This window comes from Agrobacterium tumefaciens (genome assembly GCF_005221385.1).
GTDB classification, from domain to species: Bacteria; Pseudomonadota; Alphaproteobacteria; order Rhizobiales; family Rhizobiaceae; genus Agrobacterium; species Agrobacterium tomkonis.
The window spans coordinates 678,418-695,831 of the sequence record NZ_CP039904.1 but is presented as its reverse complement, the minus strand read 5'-3'; the positions used below and the strand labels follow the sequence as shown (position 1 = coordinate 695,831).

The 17,414-nt window shown below is 60.0% G+C and carries 20 protein-coding genes; 9 read left to right on the top strand and 11 right to left on the bottom strand.

All coding sequences use genetic code 11. The annotated features are described in order from the left end of the window. Nucleotides 1-2: 2 nt before the first annotated feature. The 3 genes from CFBP6623_RS18400 to rpmB form a co-directional block, all read right to left on the bottom strand. On the bottom strand, nt 3-338 hold the full coding sequence (locus CFBP6623_RS18400; RefSeq protein WP_080842835.1) for a pentapeptide repeat-containing protein: 336 nt from the start codon (nt 336-338) through the stop codon (nt 3-5). A gap of 113 nt (nt 339-451) precedes the next feature. Beyond that, nucleotides 452-1,090, bottom strand: a complete 639-nt coding sequence (locus CFBP6623_RS18395; RefSeq protein WP_046799842.1) for a queuosine precursor transporter — start codon at nt 1,088-1,090, stop codon at nt 452-454. Between the two features lie 111 nt (nt 1,091-1,201). Beyond that, the gene (gene rpmB / locus CFBP6623_RS18390) at nt 1,202-1,492 is read right to left on the bottom strand and encodes a 50S ribosomal protein L28 (RefSeq protein WP_003509888.1); all 291 of its coding nucleotides are present in this window, start codon (nt 1,490-1,492) and stop codon (nt 1,202-1,204) included. Nucleotides 1,493-1,744: 252 nt separating this feature from the next. Here rpmB and CFBP6623_RS18385 point away from each other — a divergent pair, with 252 nt between their 5' ends. Next, entirely contained in the window at nt 1,745-2,518 is a 774-nt protein-coding gene (locus CFBP6623_RS18385) for a DUF3108 domain-containing protein (RefSeq protein WP_046799841.1), read from the top strand. Nucleotides 2,519-2,723: 205 nt separating this feature from the next. Here CFBP6623_RS18385 and CFBP6623_RS18380 read toward each other — a convergent pair whose 3' ends face one another. Together CFBP6623_RS18380 and gloB are read right to left on the bottom strand one after the other, a co-directional pair. After that, nucleotides 2,724-3,164, bottom strand: coding sequence for a cupin domain-containing protein (locus CFBP6623_RS18380; RefSeq protein WP_046799840.1), 441 nt, complete (start codon nt 3,162-3,164; stop codon nt 2,724-2,726). After that, nucleotides 3,164-3,934, bottom strand: a complete 771-nt coding sequence (gene gloB / locus CFBP6623_RS18375; RefSeq protein WP_046800024.1) for a hydroxyacylglutathione hydrolase — start codon at nt 3,932-3,934, stop codon at nt 3,164-3,166. Before gloB ends, CFBP6623_RS18380 begins: the two co-directional genes overlap by 1 nt. 119 nt (nt 3,935-4,053) lie before the next feature. Between gloB and CFBP6623_RS18370 the strand changes: the two genes are divergently transcribed. From CFBP6623_RS18370 to CFBP6623_RS18355, 4 genes are all read left to right on the top strand, one after another. Beyond that, the gene (locus tag CFBP6623_RS18370) at nt 4,054-4,815 is read left to right on the top strand and encodes a class I SAM-dependent methyltransferase (protein WP_046799839.1); all 762 of its coding nucleotides are present in this window, start codon (nt 4,054-4,056) and stop codon (nt 4,813-4,815) included. Between the two features lie 84 nt (nt 4,816-4,899). Further along, complete coding sequence (gene hisC, locus CFBP6623_RS18365) at nt 4,900-6,006, top strand: histidinol-phosphate transaminase (protein WP_046799838.1); 1,107 nt, start codon at nt 4,900-4,902, stop codon at nt 6,004-6,006. Next, the gene (locus tag CFBP6623_RS18360) at nt 6,006-6,935 is read left to right on the top strand and encodes a prephenate/arogenate dehydrogenase family protein (protein ID WP_080842834.1); all 930 of its coding nucleotides are present in this window, start codon (nt 6,006-6,008) and stop codon (nt 6,933-6,935) included. The genes hisC and CFBP6623_RS18360 overlap by 1 nt, the downstream gene beginning before the upstream one ends. A 9-nt stretch (nt 6,936-6,944) precedes the next feature. Further along, on the top strand, nt 6,945-7,364 hold the full coding sequence (locus CFBP6623_RS18355) for a GNAT family N-acetyltransferase (protein WP_046799836.1): 420 nt from the start codon (nt 6,945-6,947) through the stop codon (nt 7,362-7,364). Here CFBP6623_RS18355 and CFBP6623_RS18350 read toward each other — a convergent pair. Then, entirely contained in the window at nt 7,361-8,362 is a 1,002-nt protein-coding gene (locus CFBP6623_RS18350; protein ID WP_046799835.1) for a DUF2125 domain-containing protein, read from the bottom strand. The two genes, CFBP6623_RS18355 and CFBP6623_RS18350, sit on opposite strands and share 4 nt — an antisense overlap. Before the next feature lie 49 nt (nt 8,363-8,411). On the opposite strand from CFBP6623_RS18350, the gene CFBP6623_RS18345 reads away from it, so the two are divergent. After that, nucleotides 8,412-8,966 carry a gamma-glutamylcyclotransferase gene (locus CFBP6623_RS18345; protein WP_046799834.1) on the top strand — a complete coding sequence of 185 codons (555 nt, stop codon included), beginning with the start codon at nt 8,412-8,414 and terminating at the stop codon, nt 8,964-8,966. Here the strand turns inward: CFBP6623_RS18345 and CFBP6623_RS18340 are convergent. The 4 genes from CFBP6623_RS18340 to ftsE form a co-directional block, all read right to left on the bottom strand. Further along, nucleotides 8,936-9,736 carry a lysophospholipid acyltransferase family protein gene (locus tag CFBP6623_RS18340; RefSeq protein ID WP_046799833.1) on the bottom strand — a complete coding sequence of 267 codons (801 nt, stop codon included), beginning with the start codon at nt 9,734-9,736 and terminating at the stop codon, nt 8,936-8,938. The genes CFBP6623_RS18345 and CFBP6623_RS18340 overlap by 31 nt on opposite strands. 115 nt (nt 9,737-9,851) lie before the next feature. Further along, nucleotides 9,852-10,568: a YdcF family protein gene (locus tag CFBP6623_RS18335; RefSeq protein ID WP_046799832.1), complete on the bottom strand. Its 717-nt coding sequence runs from the start codon at nt 10,566-10,568 to the stop codon at nt 9,852-9,854. A gap of 127 nt (nt 10,569-10,695) precedes the next feature. Continuing rightward, nucleotides 10,696-11,703 carry a cell division protein FtsX gene (locus tag CFBP6623_RS18330; protein WP_046799831.1) on the bottom strand — a complete coding sequence of 336 codons (1,008 nt, stop codon included), beginning with the start codon at nt 11,701-11,703 and terminating at the stop codon, nt 10,696-10,698. Further along, the gene (ftsE, locus tag CFBP6623_RS18325; RefSeq protein ID WP_046799830.1) at nt 11,696-12,355 is read right to left on the bottom strand and encodes a cell division ATP-binding protein FtsE; all 660 of its coding nucleotides are present in this window, start codon (nt 12,353-12,355) and stop codon (nt 11,696-11,698) included. The genes CFBP6623_RS18330 and ftsE overlap by 8 nt, the downstream gene beginning before the upstream one ends. A gap of 199 nt (nt 12,356-12,554) precedes the next feature. On the opposite strand from ftsE, the gene CFBP6623_RS18320 reads away from it, so the two are divergent. From CFBP6623_RS18320 to CFBP6623_RS18310, 3 genes are all read left to right on the top strand, one after another. Continuing rightward, the gene (locus CFBP6623_RS18320; RefSeq protein WP_046799829.1) at nt 12,555-13,223 is read left to right on the top strand and encodes a hypothetical protein; all 669 of its coding nucleotides are present in this window, start codon (nt 12,555-12,557) and stop codon (nt 13,221-13,223) included. A 70-nt stretch (nt 13,224-13,293) separates the two neighbouring features. Further along, entirely contained in the window at nt 13,294-13,836 is a 543-nt protein-coding gene (gene hpt / locus CFBP6623_RS18315; RefSeq protein ID WP_003497442.1) for a hypoxanthine phosphoribosyltransferase, read from the top strand. 142 nt (nt 13,837-13,978) lie between these two features. After that, the gene (locus CFBP6623_RS18310; protein WP_046799828.1) at nt 13,979-14,338 is read left to right on the top strand and encodes a response regulator; all 360 of its coding nucleotides are present in this window, start codon (nt 13,979-13,981) and stop codon (nt 14,336-14,338) included. 251 nt (nt 14,339-14,589) lie between these two features. Here the strand turns inward: CFBP6623_RS18310 and CFBP6623_RS18305 are convergent, their stop codons facing one another. Continuing rightward, nucleotides 14,590-17,304, bottom strand: a complete 2,715-nt coding sequence (locus CFBP6623_RS18305; RefSeq protein ID WP_046799827.1) for a TIGR02302 family protein — start codon at nt 17,302-17,304, stop codon at nt 14,590-14,592. Nucleotides 17,305-17,414 lie beyond the last annotated feature (110 nt).

Sequence of the window (17,414 nt, the reverse complement as noted above, 5' to 3'; positions counted from 1 at the left end):
TATCAGGTCCGCTCCTGTGCCGCCTTGTAAGCAGCGAGGAGATCCTCGATCGGAATGCCGTCGATCTTCATGCCGGTCATTCGACATGCCATTATCTGCGCGCCGGACAGGTTCGTGTTGCTCAGCTTCAATCCGGTAAAATTGACGTCATCGATTGACCAGCCGGACATGTTGCTGTCCGTAAATGACGCACCGGAAAAGTTGATGTCGTTGAAGCGTGTGCCGGCCAGATTGACATTGTTGAAGACCGTTCCTGACAGATTGACGTCGTCAAAGCTGGAACCCGAGAGCGTGGCGCTCGTTGCATCCACAATCTCGATAACGTCCTTGATCTGCATGCCGATCCGCCTCCGTGCTTTGCCACGGACGCCAGATTGCAACGCCACCTGTGGGTTTGCAAGCGTGATTTGATGCACGCCTGCACAGCTTCAAATGCGGCTGGCGGATAATGTCAGCTCGATTTGACCGCGCCCGGCATGGGCTTCAGCGTGTTCATCAGCGCGCCGTAAGGCAGAAGCATGACGAGGCCGACGAGGATTTTCACCGAAAGATCGCCCAGCGCCCAGGAGATCCAGCGCGGCGCTTCGAGAGTGAAGACGCCAAGGATAGGCGCATTTTCAATGGCGAAGGCATCATTGGGGCCGACAAAAGCAAAACTCGCGGCAAAGGCGATGGAGAAGAACAGCGCCGTATCCAGCACGGAACCCAGCATCGAGCCGGCAAGCGGCGCGTGCCACCAGCGCTGGCGGCGCAGGCGGTTGAAGACAGAAATATCGAGCAGCTGGCCGATGAGATAGGCGGTGCCGGAAGCGACCGCGATGCGCGGGATGGATGTCCAGAAGGACAACGTTACCCCAACGACAAAGCCGGCCAGCACGACGCGGCGCGCAATGGAGGGCCCAAACTGGCGGTTTGTCAGGTCGGTGACGAGGAAGGCGACCGGATAGGTAAAGGCACCCCAGGTCAACAGATCGCCGAGATTGACGCCGAGCAGCGATCCGGAGAGCGGATACTGAACCAGAATATTGGAAGCGACGACCACGAGTGTCATCAGGAGAACGTAGATCAGCGTATAGCGCAGAGTCAGCATTTTTTTATCCTGGGTGATGCCACCAGTTGGAGCTGAACTGAAATAAAACAAAAGGCTTGAGCGGCAAAAGCCATTCAAGCCCTCTGAATATCGATGATGTCGAAACCGCTATTAAGCAGCTTCAGCCGTCTTCTTGGCGATCTGGCGGCGCAGGAGACGAGCGCGCATGCTCAGTTCGTTTTCGCCGGACTTCAGAAGGAAAGCATCGAGGCCGCCACGGTGTTCAACGGAGCGCAGAGCGGCTGCGGAAACACGCAGGCGGAAACGCTGGCCGAGAGCATCGGAGATCAACGTAACCTGGCAGAGGTTCGGAAGGAACCGGCGCTTGGTCTTGTTGTTGGCGTGGCTGACGTTGTTGCCCGTCTGGACGCCCTTGCCGGTCAATTCGCATACACGGGACATGGGTACACCTATTTCGTTTCGTCTGTTTCACCACTGGCTCGCCACCGGCAAAACCGGGGTGGCAATCCAACTGGCCATGATTGGAAAGTTGCGGTTCTATAGTCAGACGAGACTTAACAGTCAAGCCGCTCGCGATCAAATGAAAGGAAATTCCGGCGTTTTCAACCGGCATCCGCTTTTTTATTGCCACAAGTCAGCGTATATCATCGCCCGATAAGGCCGCTTCCGCGCCTCTTTTAAGGTGATATCGAAATGATTGCCAGAGGAAAAAGCATTTTTATGGCCGTGACGATGGCGTTTGCGGGCGTCTCCCCCTCGCTCGCCGCCGAAGCACGCCACACAAGCGAATACAGCATCAATCTTGGCATTTTGCCGATTGCGCGGGCAAGTTTTTCGACTCGCATGGACGGACCGAATTATTCGATCTCCGGTTCCTTCAGCGCCGCTGGCCTTGCCAGCATCCTCAAGGACATTTCCGGCAAGACAACGGTTTCCGGGGCCAAGCGTGGCCACCGGCTGCAGGCGAACGAATATTCGCTGGTCTATAAGGATGGCAAGCGGGTACGCACCTATGACGTCGTCTACCGCAACGGCAATGTCACATCGACAACGGTGAAGCCTGAGCCGAAAGCCCGGCCGGACAATTGGGTGGATGTGAAGGACCGCGACCTGCGCTCGGTTCTCGATCCGATTTCCGGTCTCATCATTCCCTCAGGCGGCCGCATCTGCCCAACGCGCCTGCCGATCTATGACGGCGAATCGCGACTCGACCTCGTTTTGAGCTCCAGTGGCACCAAGCCGTTCAAGACCAACGGCTTTAACGGTGACGCCATCGTCTGCAAGGCGCGTTATGTGCCGAAGTCGGGCTACCGGCAGGGGCGCAAGGATATAGAATATCTGAAATCCATCTCGATGGAGATCTGGTTCGCCAAGTCAAACAATATGGATGTCTATGCGCCGGTTTATGCGATCATTCCGACGCGGGTGGGTCAGGTCTATATTACGGCCACGAAATACGGCGGCTGACCAAAGCTGGCGGTGGCGTAAGAAAAGCAGACGTTGCGGCATATTTCTTCTCCCCGCCGGGGAGAAGGTGGCCCGAAGGGTCGGATGAGGGGTGCGCTCTCCGAATATCTCTGGCGGCGCGCCCTCATCCCGCTGCCGCGAACTTCTCCCCGGCGGGGAGAAGAAGCAAGCGGCAACCGCTCACTCTATAGGCCGGCGTTACGGGTTATAGCGCATCCCCAGGCGACCAGCCGGGCTCGGCCATAATGAAGCTTGAGAAGGCGAATCCCGGTGAGACCGTGCAGCCGACAAGGGTGAAATCGCCGAGGCTTTCCGCCGATTGCCAGCAATTAGCCGGCACGATCACCTGCGGACGCTCGCCTTCGAGAATGGCGGGACCGAGCGTGAAGGTCTGTACCTCCCGCCCGTCTTGCGAAAGATGCAGCGCGATCGGCGCGCCGGCATAATAGTGCCAGACCTCAACCGCGTCGGTGACCCGATGCCAGTGTGAGCGCACGCCCTTTTCCAGCAGATAATAAATCGCCGTCGAATGGCCACGCTCGCCGCCTGCCTTGTCGCGAAAAGTCTGGTGGTAAAAACCACCCTCCGGATGCGGTTCCAGCCCCAATTCGCGAATGATCGCTTCCGCAGACAGATCGGCGCTCATCAGAAATTGTCCTTGCGCGTGCGGATTTCCGCAAAGACGTCGGCATCGGCGGCCCCTTCAAGACCGAGATGTCTGCGAATGCCGGCATCCGCCACGCGCATATAGGGATTTGTCTGCTTTTCGAGCCCGATGGTGGTGGGAATGGTGAACTCATTGGCCTTCCGCGCCGTCTCGACACGCGCCGCGCGCTCGCTCAACACGGCATTATCAGGGTCGACGGTCAGTGCAAAACGGGCATTCGAAAGCGTATATTCGTGGCCGAAATAGACCCGCGTCTCATCCGGCAGGGCCATCAGCTTCTGGAAGGAGTGCCACATGTCCGTCGCCGGGCGTTCGAACAGGCGACCGCAACCCATGGCAAACAGCGTATCGGCGGCAAACAACAGGCCGTCATCCGGCAGATAATAACAGATATGACCCGCCGTGTGGCCGGGTGTGGCGATGACCTGAACGCGGCGTCCGGCAAATTCGAACTCGTCACCATCGGCCTGCGAGCGATCGAGGCCGGGGATCGCAATCGCCTCGTCATAGGGGCCGTATACCTCGCAGCGGAACTTGTCCTTCAGCGCCAGATTGGCTTCCACGTGGTCCTGATGGTGGTGGGTGGTGAAGATATGGGTCAGTTTCCAGCCGTGGCCGTCGAGCGCGCGCAGGATAGGCCCTTCTTCCGGTGCGTCGATGGTGGCCGTCGCCCCGCTTTCGGGATCATGCAGGAGCACTCCGAAATTGTCGCTGCGGCAAAGAAAGACGTCTATTTCCAAAGGTTTCATCGTATCCTCTCCGTTTGCCGGCCAAAACCGGCGCATTCGCCCGCCTGACTTTCCCAACTGACTTCCAATGTAGGGGCAGACGCCTTGAAGTCCAACCGCCTGATGCTACATTCTCGCCCATGAATACCGATATCGTCGATCTGCGCGAATTCTATCATTCTCCGCTTGGCCGCTCGGCCGAGCAGGCGATCACCATGGCGCTATCGACGCTGTGGCCGCCCTTGCCGGAGGAGCGGCTGGTCGGCCTTGGTTATGCCGTGCCGTTTCTGGAGCGGTTCCGCCATGATACGGAGCGCACTTTCGCCTTCATGCCGGCGGGGCAGGGGGCGGTGAACTGGCCGGCTGGCGAGTTGTCTTCAACGGCGCTGGTGTTCGACGAGGAACTGCCGCTTCCCGATTCGTCGATAGACCGGGTTCTGATGGTGCATGCGCTGGAATTTGCCGAAAACCCGCGCGAAACGCTGAAAGAACTCTGGCGGGTGCTGGCGCCGGGCGGCCGTCTGGTGATTGTCGTGCCGAACCGACGCGGCGTCTGGGCACGCATGGAACATACGCCTTTCGGTTCTGGTCGACCCTATTCGCGCGGGCAGTTGACGGCGCTTTTGCGCGAAACCAATTTCACGCCGGGAGCCACCGCCGAGGCGCTGTTCTTCCCGCCCACCACCAGCCGGCCGGTGCTGAAGTTCCGCCGTTATCTCGAACATACCGGCCGCCGGCTGTGGCCGCTTTTTTCCGGCGTCATCGTGGTGGAAGCCCAGAAACGTCTCTACCAAGGACTGCCCGTCACCCAGCGCGCCTCGCGCCGGGTTTTCGTGCCGGTTCTGGCCCCGCAGGGGGTGCCCACCACCCGCACTGCAACAAGCCAAGTAAAGCCGCGCTGACCCTCGACAAAACGGCCATTCCGGTCTAATGCCTCCGGCATTGCTTTTGCCGGGTTCTCCGGCGTTTTTCCAAAGGTCGATCAAATGAGTGCAGAGCTTAACCAACCTGTTCCGCGTCCGGGTATTCTGGATATCGCCGCTTATGTTCCCGGCAAGGAACATGTGGACGGCGTTGCGAAGGTTTATAAGCTCTCCTCCAATGAAACGCCGCTTGGGCCGAGCCCGAAGGCGATCGAGGCTTTCGGCACCGCCGCCAGCCATCTGGAAATCTATCCGGACGGTCAGGCGATCGCGCTGCGTCAGGCGATTGCCGATGTGCATGGCCTCAACATCGCGAATATCATGTGCGGCAACGGTTCGGACGAGCTGCTCGGCCTGCTGTGCCACGTCTATCTGGGTGCAGGCGATGAGGCGATCATCACCGAGCATGGTTTCCTCGTCTACAAGATCCAGATCATGGGTGCGGGCGCGACCCCGGTGACGGTGAAGGAAAAGGATTGCGCGGTGGATGTGGATGCGATCCTCGCCGCCGTGACGCCGAAGACCAAGATGGTTTTCGTCGCCAATCCGGGCAACCCTACCGGCACCTATGTTCCGGTTGCGGAAATCCGCCGTCTTCAGTCCGGCCTGCCGAAACATGTCGTGCTGGTGCTGGATGCGGCTTACGCCGAATATGTGCGCAAAAATGATTACGAAGCCGGGCTGGAGCTGGTTTCCGGCAACCGAAACGTGGTGATGACCCGCACCTTCTCCAAGGTTTACGGTCTGGCCGCGCTGCGTGTCGGCTGGATGTATGGTCCGGCCGCCGTCATCGATGCGCTGAACCGTGTGCGCGGCCCGTTCAACATGAGCGCGCCGGCCATCGCTGCCGGTGCCGCTGCAATCCGCGATCAGGCCTTCGTTGAAAAGGCCGTGGCGCATAATGCCCTGTGGATGGAAAAGCTGGTCACTACCTTCACCGGTCTCGGTCTCACCGTCACGCCTTCGGTCACCAACTTCATTCTCATCCATTTTCCGGATCAGGACGGCAAGCGTGCGGCGGATGCGGATGAGTTCCTGAGCCGCCGCGGTTATATTCTGCGTGCGGTGCGTGGTTACGGCTTCCCGAATGCGCTGAGAATGACGGTCGGCTCGGAAGAGGCCAATCTCGGCGTCATCGCTGCTCTCACCGAGTTCATGGGGCAGGCGTGATGGGCGAGATCATGTTTGAACGCATCGCGCTGATCGGCATCGGCCTGATTGGCTCGTCGATTGCACGCGATATCAGGGAACTGGGTCTTGCCCGCCATGTGACAATTTCCACCCGCAGCGAAGACACGCTGAAACGGGCGGAGGAGGTGGCGCTTGGCACGGATTATACCGTCTCGGCGGCAGAGGCGGTGAAGGATGCCGATCTCGTCATCGTCTCGGTGCCGGTCGGTGCTTCGGAAAGTGTGGCGCAGCAGATCGCGCCGCATCTGAAGCCGGGCGCCATCGTGACCGATGTCGGCTCCACCAAGGCTTCGGTCATCGCCCAGATGGCCCCGCATATGCCCGACAATGTGCATTTCATTCCCGGACACCCGCTGGCGGGTACGGAAAAATCCGGCCCGGATGCTGGTTTCGCCGGTCTCTTCCGTGAGCGCTGGTGCATCTTCACGCCGCTGCCGGGCACGGATGCCAAGGCGCTGGAAAAGCTGAAGGATTTCTGGCGGGCGCTCGGTTCCCGCGTCGATGAAATGGATGCCGAGCATCACGACAAGGTTTTGGCGATCGTCTCGCATCTGCCGCATATCATCGCCTACAATATCGTCGGCACGGCGGATGATCTGGAGACGGTGACCGAATCGGAAGTCATCAAATATTCCGCCTCCGGTTTCCGCGATTTCACCCGTCTCGCCGCTTCCGATCCGACCATGTGGCGTGACGTCTGCCTGCACAACAAGGATGCCATCCTTGAAATGCTGGCACGGTTTTCCGAAGACCTTGCGTCGCTGCAAAGGGCGATCCGCTGGGGCGAGGGCGACAAGCTGTTTGAGCTGTTTTCCCGCACCCGCGCCATCCGCCGTTCTATCGTGCAGGCTGGTCAGGACGTCGACGCGCCGGACTTCGGCCGTCATGCGCTGGATCAGAAGAAGTAGGGCGCTGGCATGATATTGATATCGGCGGCTACGGATGACGATATCGAATGGCTGCTGCGCGAAGACAAATGGATCGGTGAGGATTGGTTGCGGCGTTGCGTCGGACACCGCGAATATCTCGTCGCGAAAGAAGATACGATTCTAGTCGGTTTTCTGCGGTTCTCGATGTTCTGGGGCAAGATTCCTTACATGGACATGATCCGCGTCATTCCCGAGTTTCGCGGGCATGGCGTCGGTGCAACGCTTACAGTTTTTTGGGAAACCCTGATGCGTGAGCAGGGTGCCTCACTGGTGATGACCTCCAGCCAGCAGGACGAGCAGGAACCGCAGACGTGGCATCGTCGCAATGGATACAAAGAAGCTGGCATCCTGAACCTCCCAAAAATTCAGGATGCCGCTGAGGTGTTTTTTACAAAAACTCTCTGTTAAATCGGCGGAATCTTGCCCAGCGGAATGAAGCCGCTGACAGTGGCGCGGCCGCGGTCCACCACGAGATCGACGGATGCCCTGTCTCCGCCGCCGGCGAGAGCGCCGAGCAGCTTGCGGGCCGTATCGATGGTGGATTGCAGCTGTGGAAAAGCCTGTTTGGCATTGTCCGACCAAGCGCCGAGCTTTTCGATCTCCAGCTTGAACTGGCCGGAGAGATAGCCCTCATTGTCAAACGAGAAGGGGCCGCTGATGCGCATGGTGCGGCCGTCGCCAATATCGGCCACCAGCCGGCGAAGCTCGCCGCTTGTGCCGTAAAGGCCTGACGTGTCGCTGCCGTCCACCATGCCCGCCTTACCCGCGAGCGTCACATCGACGATGGCGTCGAGGCGGGGAAGAACTTGCGGCCAGTCCTTGATGACGGTGGCCGAGTCGGTCAGCGTGATTGCGCCGTCAAGATCGGTCCCGTTCTGGCGCAGGTGCATCTCCGTCTTGACGGCATCGAAGTCGATCGTCTGGCCGGTGACGGAGGAAACCGCCTGCGCCTTCAGCCCGTCGATGACAAGCGAGCTGCGGTCGATGCCCTTCAGCTTGGTGACGACGCTCGACTGCATGTTCTGCCAGGAGGCTGAAACGGTCAGGCCATGGGCGGAGCGGATTTCTGCGGGCGAATCGAGTTCCCAGACGATGTGGCCGGGATTATAGACCTGTGCCGCCGAGCGAAGCTCGCCGAAAGACGCGGAAACGCCGTTCCCGCTGTCGTCCACTGTCACCTTTGAGCAGAAGAGGCCGATGCGGAAAGGATAACCCCGGAAGGCGATATCGCCGCATTCGGCGCTGAGATTCCTCGCCTGTGAGGGAGCAATGACGTTCAGCACCGTCTGCTTTAGCCTGTCGGCGGCATAAAACCACCCGGCCGTATAAAGTCCGATGACCACCGCGACGGCGATGGCAAGCCAGAGGAATTTTTTGGCGGTGCCGGATTGGCTTGACGCTGCCATATTGATCTCCGATGAACAGACTTCAGGGAATTTTGATTTGGCTTGGGATATGGACGATTTTTGGGTCTTTGGCTACGGTTCGTTGATGTGGAACCCCGGCTTTGCCTTTGAGGAAAGGCAGCAGGCGCGGCTGCATGGCTATCGCCGCTCCCTTTGCATCAGTTCCAGCGTTTATCGTGGCACGGAGGAAAAGCCCGGTCTTGTGCTGGGTCTGGAGCGCGGCGGCTCCTGCCTCGGTGTTGCATTTCGCGTGCAGGGCAAGGATCAGGATTCCGTCATGGCTTATCTGCGCGAGCGCGAACTGGTGACGAATGTCTACAAGGAACGGGTGGTTGCCATTGCATTTGCCGACGGCAGGCGCGGCAGCGCCGTAACCTATGTGGCCGACCCCGCGCATGAGCAATATATCGGCGGTCTTGCTGTGGCCGAGGCGGCCAGCATCGTCGCGACTGCCTCGGGTCGGTCCGGCCCGAACACGGATTACGTTTTCAATACCGTGCAGCATCTACAGGATATGGGCATTCGCGACTCTCTGCTGGAAAGCATTGCCGCCAATGTCGGCACGCTCGTGGTTCAGTCGGCGGAGGGCGTGCCCGTGCCTTGAAGTTCGGCGATCCGCTTGATGGCGGTTGGCGGCAACGGCAAGTGCGGATTGTTGCGCGCGGTTTCCAGCAGCAACTCGTCGCTCGCCTTTTCCGTGACGTCGATCAATCGCTTGAAAAACACATCGGGATCCAGCCCCGGCTCGATGGCCGGCAGGATACGCACCTTGAAATGGCCGGGATAACGCATTGTCGAACGGCGTGGCCAGAAGAGGCCGGGATGCATGGCGACGGGAATGACCGGCACCTGCAGATCACGGTAAAGCCGGGCGATACCGTAACGGTACTCCGGCTCGGCGCCGGGCGGGCGGCGTGTGCCTTCGGGATAGATGATGAGTTCGCGACCCGCCGCCATTTCCTCTTTCGCCCGCTCCATCACCTTCAGCATGACCTTGCCGCGCGCGGCGCGGTTGACCGGGATCATCCGCTGTTTCATCACATACCAGCCGAATAGCGGAATCCACATCAATTCCCGTTTCAGAATGTAGACGGGGTCCGGCAGATTGGGCAGCAGTGCGTAAGTATCCCAGAAGGATTGATGTTTGGGCGCGAAGATGCAGCCGGTTTCCGGGATGTTCTCCAGCCCCTCGATCTCGAAGGTGGTGCCGACGATGGTTTTCATCAGCCAATGGTTGGACCGCGCCCAGTTCTTGGGGATTTCGAAGGCGATCTTGCGCGGCAGAATGAAATAGATCGGTGTCAGCACGATCATGCGGACAATCAGGTTGAGATAAAACAGCGTATTGAAAAGAAAAGAGCGCAGCTTGAGCATCAACAGCCTTCCCGGGGCGCAGCCGTTCCGAAGCGTTGATGCGCCTCGATGCCGGATGCCGATGCCAGACGCCTACACGAAAACAAGGCCCCGCAGCAAGCGCGTTTCTTGCCGCTCATGGAGAAGCGGCCGCGACCTTCGGCGTGGAATGGTCAGCGGCGGCCTTGCGCAGGCCGTCACCCTTGCCGAAGCCGGTCAGATCGCGTCCTGCCGCGGCCACGAACTTTAAATATTCGTAGAGCATGGTTCTGACCACATCCGGCTCGACGAACCAGTTCGTGCGGGCAAGATCAGCGCTGATGACGGGATAGGCAATGAATTGCGTCTGCGGGCTGGCGCTGCGCAATTCATGCAGGCTGCGGTGCATATGATAATTGTTGGTGACGACGACAATCGAGGAATAGTTGTGATCGCGTATCCAGCTTGCCGCTTCATTGGCGTTGCCGATCGTGTCTATGGCTTTGTAACCCATATCCACGCAGCAGGAAAACATGTCGGATGAGCCCTGCGTCATCTTGCGGATCTGCGAGCGGGTGGTGGCCGGGTTGACGCCGGAAATCAGCAAACGTTTGCCCACGCCATCACGCAGCAGGCCGACCGCCTGTTCGATGCGTTGATAGCCGCCGGTCAGAACGATGATGGCATCGCCCTTCGTGCCCTCCGGCGGGCGCATGGAAGCGACGGAGTCAGCGAACCACAGGAAGCCGCCTAAAAAAACGCCGAGAAGAACAACGCAAAGAAGGATAAAGCCGCGAATAAAACGGCGCAACGGACCACGCCGCGACAACAGGCCCCTTCTGGCCGGTCGCGTGGTCGTCTGATCCTGGTCCATCCGACTCACAAACATTCCTCCTGAATACTCGCCGATTAAGGCAAGGAACAGGCATTTTTGTCCACCGTCCGCAGGTTACATCCGGCCTGTGACGGTTTCAGTTTGCCACGGGATTCTGGGAGTAAAGTCATGATGTGAGGCCGTCACTTTTCGACGGATCGGAGCGGACGCGGTCGATATCGTCGATGGTGCGGATGACGGTCACGCGTGCCGTAATGGTCGTGAGAAGTGCTATGACGATCATCGTTGTGGCGATGCCGATATAGCCGCCGAGACCAACGGAAAAGGAACCGAAAAGCGCGCTTGCCTGATCGCTCTGCGGCGTGGCGACCGTGCTCGATTGCCAGAAACCGGCGGCAAGGAAAACCGCTGCGGCGAGCGCGCCGCCTGCGGCCGCCCCTTTAAGGCTGATCTTCAGGAAGTGTTTCTGGAATTCCCGTGCCACAAAGCTGCTTTCCGCGCCGACGAAATGCAGAACCTCAACGATATGCCGGTTGCCGGAAAGCGCCCCGCGCGTTGCAAACACCACGGTCAGCACCATGGCGGTGAAAACGAGGATCAGAACGCCGAGGCCGATCATGACCGTGGTTCTGGCCATGGAGACCAACCTGTCCACCCAGGTGCGGTGGTCATCCAGAAACGCCTGCGGAAGCTCGGCCTTCAGCATGTCCCGCATCGCCTGAAAATCGGGCGGATTGTTTTCATCGATGGTGATGACGACGAGGCGCGGTATCGGCAGTTCGGAAAGGTCAAGACCGCTGCCGAGCCATGGCTCCAGTAGGCGCGATGTCGCCGCATCGTCAAGGATCGTGCCGTCTCGCGTGCCGACGAAGGTGAGCGCCAGATTGCGCGCCTTGTTGAGCGCCGCATTCATGTCCAGCCCGTCCTCGGGCTTGATCTGGATGGTGATCTCGCGGGAAATCTGGCTCTGCCAGGTGGCGGCGGTGGCGCGCACCATGGAGACGGCGCCGAGCGTCAGGCAGGCGAGAAAGGCCATGATGGCGATCACCACCATCAGCGCATTGCCCTGAATGTTCGACGGCGGCAGGATGGGCGCCATCGGGCGGATGCGCATGGGCGGGCGCTTCGGCTGGGCCGGTTCCGGGGTCAGCTGTTTGCGGGTGATCTCATTCATAGATGTCGAGCCGCCCTTCGGTCAGGATCATCCGGCGCGCGTCGATCTGGTCCATCAGCGCGAAATCGTGGGTGGCGATGACGACAGCCGTGCCCAGCCGGTTGAGTTCGAGGAAGAGATTGAGAAGACGCTTGGCCATCGGCGGATCAACGTTGCCGGTCGGCTCGTCGGCCAGCAGGATTTCCGGCTGGTCCATCAGCGCGCGGGCAATGGCGGCGCGCTGCTTTTCCCCGCCGGACAAGATGGCCGGCAGCACATTGATGCGCTCGCCAAGCCCAACCCACTTCAGCAGCTCGATCACATCGTTGCGGTAAGCGCTTTCCTCCTTGCCGCGCACCCGCAGCGGCAGGGCGACATTCTCATAGGTCGTCAGATGATCCAGCAGCCGGAAATCCTGAAAGACGATGCCGACACGGCGGCGCAACATCGGCAACTCGCTGCGCGGAATGCGCGATACATCGCGGTTGAACATGCGGATATTACCGCGGGTGGGCTGCAGCGACATCAAAAGCATGCGCAGCAGCGAGGTCTTGCCCGCACCCGAAGGGCCGGTCAGAAACTGGAACGAACCCTTGGGAATATCGAAGGTCATGTCCCTCAGGATCTCGGGCCCCATGCCGTAACGCAACCCGACATTTTCGAAATGGATCAACGGACTTCCAGTCTCTTCGTTTCGTGGTGGTTCGCAAACCGCTGGCGCTTGGGGCCGGATGTCGCGGTGTAAACCGGTTCCGGTGGCCTGCGCGAGCCGTTTTTGCGAAGCATTAACCAATTAAATTTAAAACTTGGCAGGATTCGTTGCAATGCCCAGTTTTGCGGGCCGGAAAACCTGACCGGGGAATTCTATGGCTATGTTCCGTTCATCTCGCCGGCAAGCGGCATTCGATTTCGACCTCCTGATGCCGGAAACGCCGGTGCGCCGCGCGGCGCGGGCGGCAAATCCGATCCACGACGTGGTAGACGCGGAATTTGTCACCATCAAGGAAAACCGTTCGCGTCAGCCCGGAAACGACAATCGCGGCGCGGCACGCCGGCAGAGGGCAAAATCGCCCGTCACTATCGGTACGCTTGGCCTTGCCTTCATCGGCTGGCTGGATCGCAGATTGTCGCGCCTGTCGGCGGATGCCTATTCAGCGCTGGTTGCGGGGCTCGCCATTTTCGTTTTCGTCTGCTCCGGCGGCCTCTCGGTGGTTGTGCCGGAAAAGCAGACCGCCGCCACGGCAAACCCGCTCGCCATTTCCCATGTGACCGTTACGCCGCAGGAGGCAGGCGGCATGGATATCCTGCTCATCAGTGGCATCGTGGAGAATAATGGCGGCAACCTGGAAGAGGTGCCGGCCCTTCGCGCCGATCTCTTTGCGGCCAAGGGGCAGTTGGTGGCCAGCATGGTCATTGAACCGCCGGTGCGAGAGATGCAGCCCGGTTTCAGCCACGGATTTTCGGCAAAGTTGCGCCATCCCGGTGGAAAAACGCCTGACATCAAGCTTTCCTTCGTTGAGGCGGGTGCGTCCGAACGTTGACTGTGCTAACGCGTGATCTTCGTATTTTTACTGAAAGGTAAAATCGGCAAGGCGCAGCACAGGAGAAAGAATGCCCGTCGTCCGTGGAAAAAACATCGAGCCGCTTTACACCGCCGAGCAGATCGCCGAGCGCAATCGCGATATGGCCAAGCACATTGCCGGTGGCCCGACCAAGGATTTGCTGGTCATTGCCGTGCTCAAGGGATCGTTTATTTTCGCAGCCGATCTTATCCGCGCGCTGCATGATAGTGGTCTTGCTCCCGAAGTCGAATTCATCACGCTATCGAGCTATGGCGCCGGCACGGTTTCGCAGGGGGTGAGGATCGTCAAGGATATCGACAGCGACGTGAAGGACCGCGATGTGCTCCTGATCGACGATATTCTCGAATCCGGCCGCACGCTGCGTTTCGCCAAGGAACTGCTTTACGAGCGCGGCGCGCGTAACGTCACCATTGCCGTGCTGCTCGACAAGAAGGTCAAGCGCAAGGAAGATCTGGAGGCCGATTATGTCGGTTTCGAATGTCCAGACTATTTCGTCGTGGGTTACGGCATGGATGTCGCTTATGCCTTCCGCGAACTGCCTTTCGTCGGCGTGGTGACAGGCGACGCCTGAGCATGTTTGCCGTGCCGGAACGGCACAGGGCGGAGACGCCTCATTAACCATTCACCCAGCGAAAGCCTGGGTGTTTACCTCTTGAAAAGAGGAGCCTGCGATGTTGCTCATGGCTGGAAATGATGCCCAGGAGCAATGATTAATGGCGAAAATTCTGATTACCGAAGACGAGGATGCATTGCGGGCTTTCGTCGCCCGCGCGCTGCGTCTCGACGGTCACGAGACCCATGAGGCGGCTGACGGCGAGCAGGGGCTGGAGAAGCTTCAGGAGACCAGTTTCGATCTTCTTCTTTCGGATATTCGCATGCCGGTCATGGATGGCATCGAGCTGGCGCACCGCGCCGCCGAACGCTTCCCGGCCATGCGTATCTTGCTGATGACCGGTTATGCCGAACAGCGCGAACGGGCTGATGATCTGGCGACGAAGATTGTGGACGTGGTTTCCAAACCCTTTGCGCTTCCGGATATTCGCAAGGCGGTGGCGCGGGCGCTGGCGGCCTGAGCGGCGAGATTGCAGAGATTTAAAGGGCGGCCTGTCGGGCCGCCTTTTTTGTTGCCGAGTGGCCAGCTCTCTCTGGCGTCATGCTCGGGCTTGTCCCGAGCATCTGTAACGTAGCGGTTGCATGGAAGCTTGGCAGATCCTCGGCACAAGGCCGAGGATGACGTAGAGCATTTGGCGACGTTCCGAGCAACATTTGACACGGTGCTGGCTTAGTGACAGGCGGCGGGATCGCCGTGAATGGCTTCCGATCCTCACCGTATATCCAGCAATCGCTCCAGATACCGCCGTTCGATTTCGCCGGGCGGATTGTTGCCGAGTTTTTCGCGGATGGCCTCAAGAATTTCGCGGGCGCGCTGCACGTCGATCTCGTCCGGCACCTTCACCTGATCGCCGAAATCCGGGCCGGTGGTGCTGCGCGGGCGGCCGAGCGGGTCGCGGCCGTTCTGTCCGCCCTGACCGGCCATGCCTTCCTGCCCTTGCCCCGGCTGCTGACCCTGCTGGCGCATGGCCTGCATGATCTGGCCCATCATGTCCTGCGCGCCCTGGCGCAGCGCGTTCAGCGCATTGCCCTGGCCTTCGACGGCCTGCTCACCCTGGCCCTTGCCCAGCGCCTCGCCGGCGCCCTGCATTTCCTGCTGCGCCTTGCCGAAGTTTTCGCCCGGTTCCATTCCGAGATCACGAAGGCCCTGCTGCAATTCGCCGAGCTGCTTGCCGAGCGCATCCTGCTGCGCCCGCAGGTTCTTCAGCGCCTCGCGTAACTGTTCAGCGGTCATCTGGTCGCTTGGCTGTTGTCCGCCCGGCTGACCATTTTGACCCTGTTGACCCTGCTGCCCCTGTTGGCCTTGCTGATCCTGCTGTGGCTGCTCACCGTTTTCGCCCATCTGCTGGTCTTCGCTTTCGCCGCCCTGCTGCGGGTCGCCGCGCTGCATGCGGTCGCGAAGCGCCTGATCGAGCTTGAAGGTCTCATCCATCAGCTTCTGCTGTTGCTGCAGAATTTCGCCCAGCTTGTCGATCTGCTGGCGCATCTTGCTGCTCTGCTGCTGCCCCTGCTGGCCCTGACGTTGCGGGCGGCCAGCCTGCAGATTGTTCATCATGCGTTGCAGCTGCGAAAGCATTTCCTGCGCCGCGTCGCGATTGCCGGAACGGGCAAGGTTCTCGATCTGGTTCATCATGTTTTCCAGATCGCGCTGGCGCAACACGTTCTGCGCCTGTTGGTTCATGTTGGCTTGCGGCGCGTTCTGCATGCGTTGCGCAAGCTCGCTCATGAATTGCTGCATCGCCTCGCGCAGCTCTTGCATCAGCTTGGCAACTTCCTCATCCGAGGCATTGCGCTGTAACGCTTCGGACAGCGCGTTCTGTGCATCGCGCAGGCGTTTTTCCGCCTGCGAAAGATCGCCATCCTCGATGCCGAGCGCGATTTCCCAGAGATAGTCGGCTGTGTCCTTCAGCATTTCCTGATTATAGGCGAGCCGCATGCGGGTCTGCGCCGATTGCAGCAGCAGATAGTGCGTCGTGTTGGGAATGGTCTCTTCCGGCCGCAGGCCCACCGCCTCGTTATAGGCGATCGCCTTCGGCATCTGGCGCGTGTCGAGCGAGAATATCTGTCGCTGTTCGGCAATGGAAGCTGCCAGTGGTTCGGAGAAATTGCGGCCCGGCAGCACCATTTCATGCGCGGGGCTGCGGCCGGTCTGGCCGGCGCCATCGGTGGCCACCAGCGTGATGCGCACGCGTTTTCCCGCCATAGGATGTTCGGTCAGGTTGCGGCTGGTCAGGCCCTTGATCTCGCGATTATTCTGCCGCGGCAGATCGAGCTTGAATTCCGGCGCCGGATAAAGCGCGGTCGCCCCCTCTGCAACGCCGAGCGGCTCGATGATGGCATGGGCTTCTTTCAGCCCATAATCGTCCTTGGCGGTGAAGCCGATTTCCAGCGCACCGTTGACGGCGCGGCGCGGCATGTTGTCGAAGGCAATGCTGGGCGGCTGGTCTGGAATGACGTTGAACACCCATTGTTCGCCATTGGCACTGATCATGCCGCTTTCGGTGACATCCATAGCGAAAGTGCGTGGAGCAACAGGCTGATCCGTCGAGCGTGCCGGCGTCTGAACCGCGACGTCGCCGCTTGCACTATCGGCACGTGCAGCTTCCGGCGCAAGCTTTTGCAACGCGCCTGCCATTTCCGGCTCGAAGGTCACTTCCTCACCGCCATCGCCGCCGGTCATGCGGATCGTCAGCTTGGAGGATTGCGGCACGGAAACCGCGTCGCGGCCGCTCGCATCACGTCCGGTCAGGAAAATCGGTGCGCGGCCGGTATAGGCGGGCGGTGTGACCCAGGCATCGAGACGGATATCGGGATTGAGCGGACCCACGGCCGGCCGGCTGCGGAATGCATCTGCAACCGTGCCGGCACCATTGGAATAGGAAAAACCGAAAGCAGTGACCAGAAGCAATGCCGGAACGGCGCGCAGCGCCAGGCGGTCATAACGGGCGATATCGGGTTTCGGCAGGCCGGCATTGAGCGCGGCAATGCGCTCCGCCATGCGGATCTGGTGTTCTTTCCACAAGGTGCGTGAAAAGGGGGTATCAAAGGCCGGTTCGTCTTCCTGCACGCCCACCGGCTGGTGCGCCATGCCATTACGTTCTTCCAGCAGACGGGAGGCGTCATTGTCGGTTGGCCACTTCAACCGCACGATCGGCAGGAGTGTGGTGATGAAACCGAAAACAAGGACGAAAACAATGCCGAGGCGCAGAAAATCCGGCATGTGCCGGTACAGGCCGAACCAGGCGAGCGCCAGAAACACGGCGGCGATGGATAGCGGCCACAGCGTCTTCGGGGCCATTTTTTCGGAAAACAGCACGATTTTCGCGAAGAACCGCTTGGCGGCAACCCGTCGAGCAAGATCCGACCGCTGCGCGAATGCGCCAGTCGGGCGCTTTCTGCCTGTCCTGTCCTCTCCGGCTGTGGTCATCAATCCGTTCTCCCGGTTCTGGCCACGTCGAACGCCATTCCCGGAACGGCGAGCTGTTCATATCACTGGAGCAAGGATAACATTCTTTGTGGCGAAGACGAGGGCACCTA

Bases quoted from the DNA above. Each gene is read 5' to 3' on its own strand.
- CFBP6623_RS18400 (WP_080842835.1), bottom strand. From the start codon at position 338: ATGCAGATCAAGGACGTTATCGAGATTGTGGATGCAACGAGCGCCACG.
- CFBP6623_RS18395 (WP_046799842.1), bottom strand. From the start codon at position 1,090: ATGCTGACTCTGCGCTATACGCTGATCTACGTTCTCCTGATGACACTC.
- rpmB (WP_003509888.1), bottom strand. From the start codon at position 1,492: ATGTCCCGTGTATGCGAATTGACCGGCAAGGGCGTCCAGACGGGCAAC.
- CFBP6623_RS18385 (WP_046799841.1), top strand. From the start codon at position 1,745: ATGATTGCCAGAGGAAAAAGCATTTTTATGGCCGTGACGATGGCGTTT.
- CFBP6623_RS18380 (WP_046799840.1), bottom strand. From the start codon at position 3,164: ATGAGCGCCGATCTGTCTGCGGAAGCGATCATTCGCGAATTGGGGCTG.
- gloB (WP_046800024.1), bottom strand. From the start codon at position 3,934: ATGAAACCTTTGGAAATAGACGTCTTTCTTTGCCGCAGCGACAATTTC.
- CFBP6623_RS18370 (WP_046799839.1), top strand. From the start codon at position 4,054: ATGAATACCGATATCGTCGATCTGCGCGAATTCTATCATTCTCCGCTT.
- hisC (WP_046799838.1), top strand. From the start codon at position 4,900: ATGAGTGCAGAGCTTAACCAACCTGTTCCGCGTCCGGGTATTCTGGAT.
- CFBP6623_RS18360 (WP_080842834.1), top strand. From the start codon at position 6,006: ATGGGCGAGATCATGTTTGAACGCATCGCGCTGATCGGCATCGGCCTG.
- CFBP6623_RS18355 (WP_046799836.1), top strand. From the start codon at position 6,945: ATGATATTGATATCGGCGGCTACGGATGACGATATCGAATGGCTGCTG.
- CFBP6623_RS18350 (WP_046799835.1), bottom strand. From the start codon at position 8,362: ATGGCAGCGTCAAGCCAATCCGGCACCGCCAAAAAATTCCTCTGGCTT.
- CFBP6623_RS18345 (WP_046799834.1), top strand. From the start codon at position 8,412: ATGGACGATTTTTGGGTCTTTGGCTACGGTTCGTTGATGTGGAACCCC.
- CFBP6623_RS18340 (WP_046799833.1), bottom strand. From the start codon at position 9,736: ATGCTCAAGCTGCGCTCTTTTCTTTTCAATACGCTGTTTTATCTCAAC.
- CFBP6623_RS18335 (WP_046799832.1), bottom strand. From the start codon at position 10,568: ATGGACCAGGATCAGACGACCACGCGACCGGCCAGAAGGGGCCTGTTG.
- CFBP6623_RS18330 (WP_046799831.1), bottom strand. From the start codon at position 11,703: ATGAATGAGATCACCCGCAAACAGCTGACCCCGGAACCGGCCCAGCCG.
- CFBP6623_RS18320 (WP_046799829.1), top strand. From the start codon at position 12,555: ATGTTCCGTTCATCTCGCCGGCAAGCGGCATTCGATTTCGACCTCCTG.
- hpt (WP_003497442.1), top strand. From the start codon at position 13,294: ATGCCCGTCGTCCGTGGAAAAAACATCGAGCCGCTTTACACCGCCGAG.
- CFBP6623_RS18310 (WP_046799828.1), top strand. From the start codon at position 13,979: ATGGCGAAAATTCTGATTACCGAAGACGAGGATGCATTGCGGGCTTTC.
- CFBP6623_RS18305 (WP_046799827.1), bottom strand. From the start codon at position 17,304: ATGACCACAGCCGGAGAGGACAGGACAGGCAGAAAGCGCCCGACTGGC.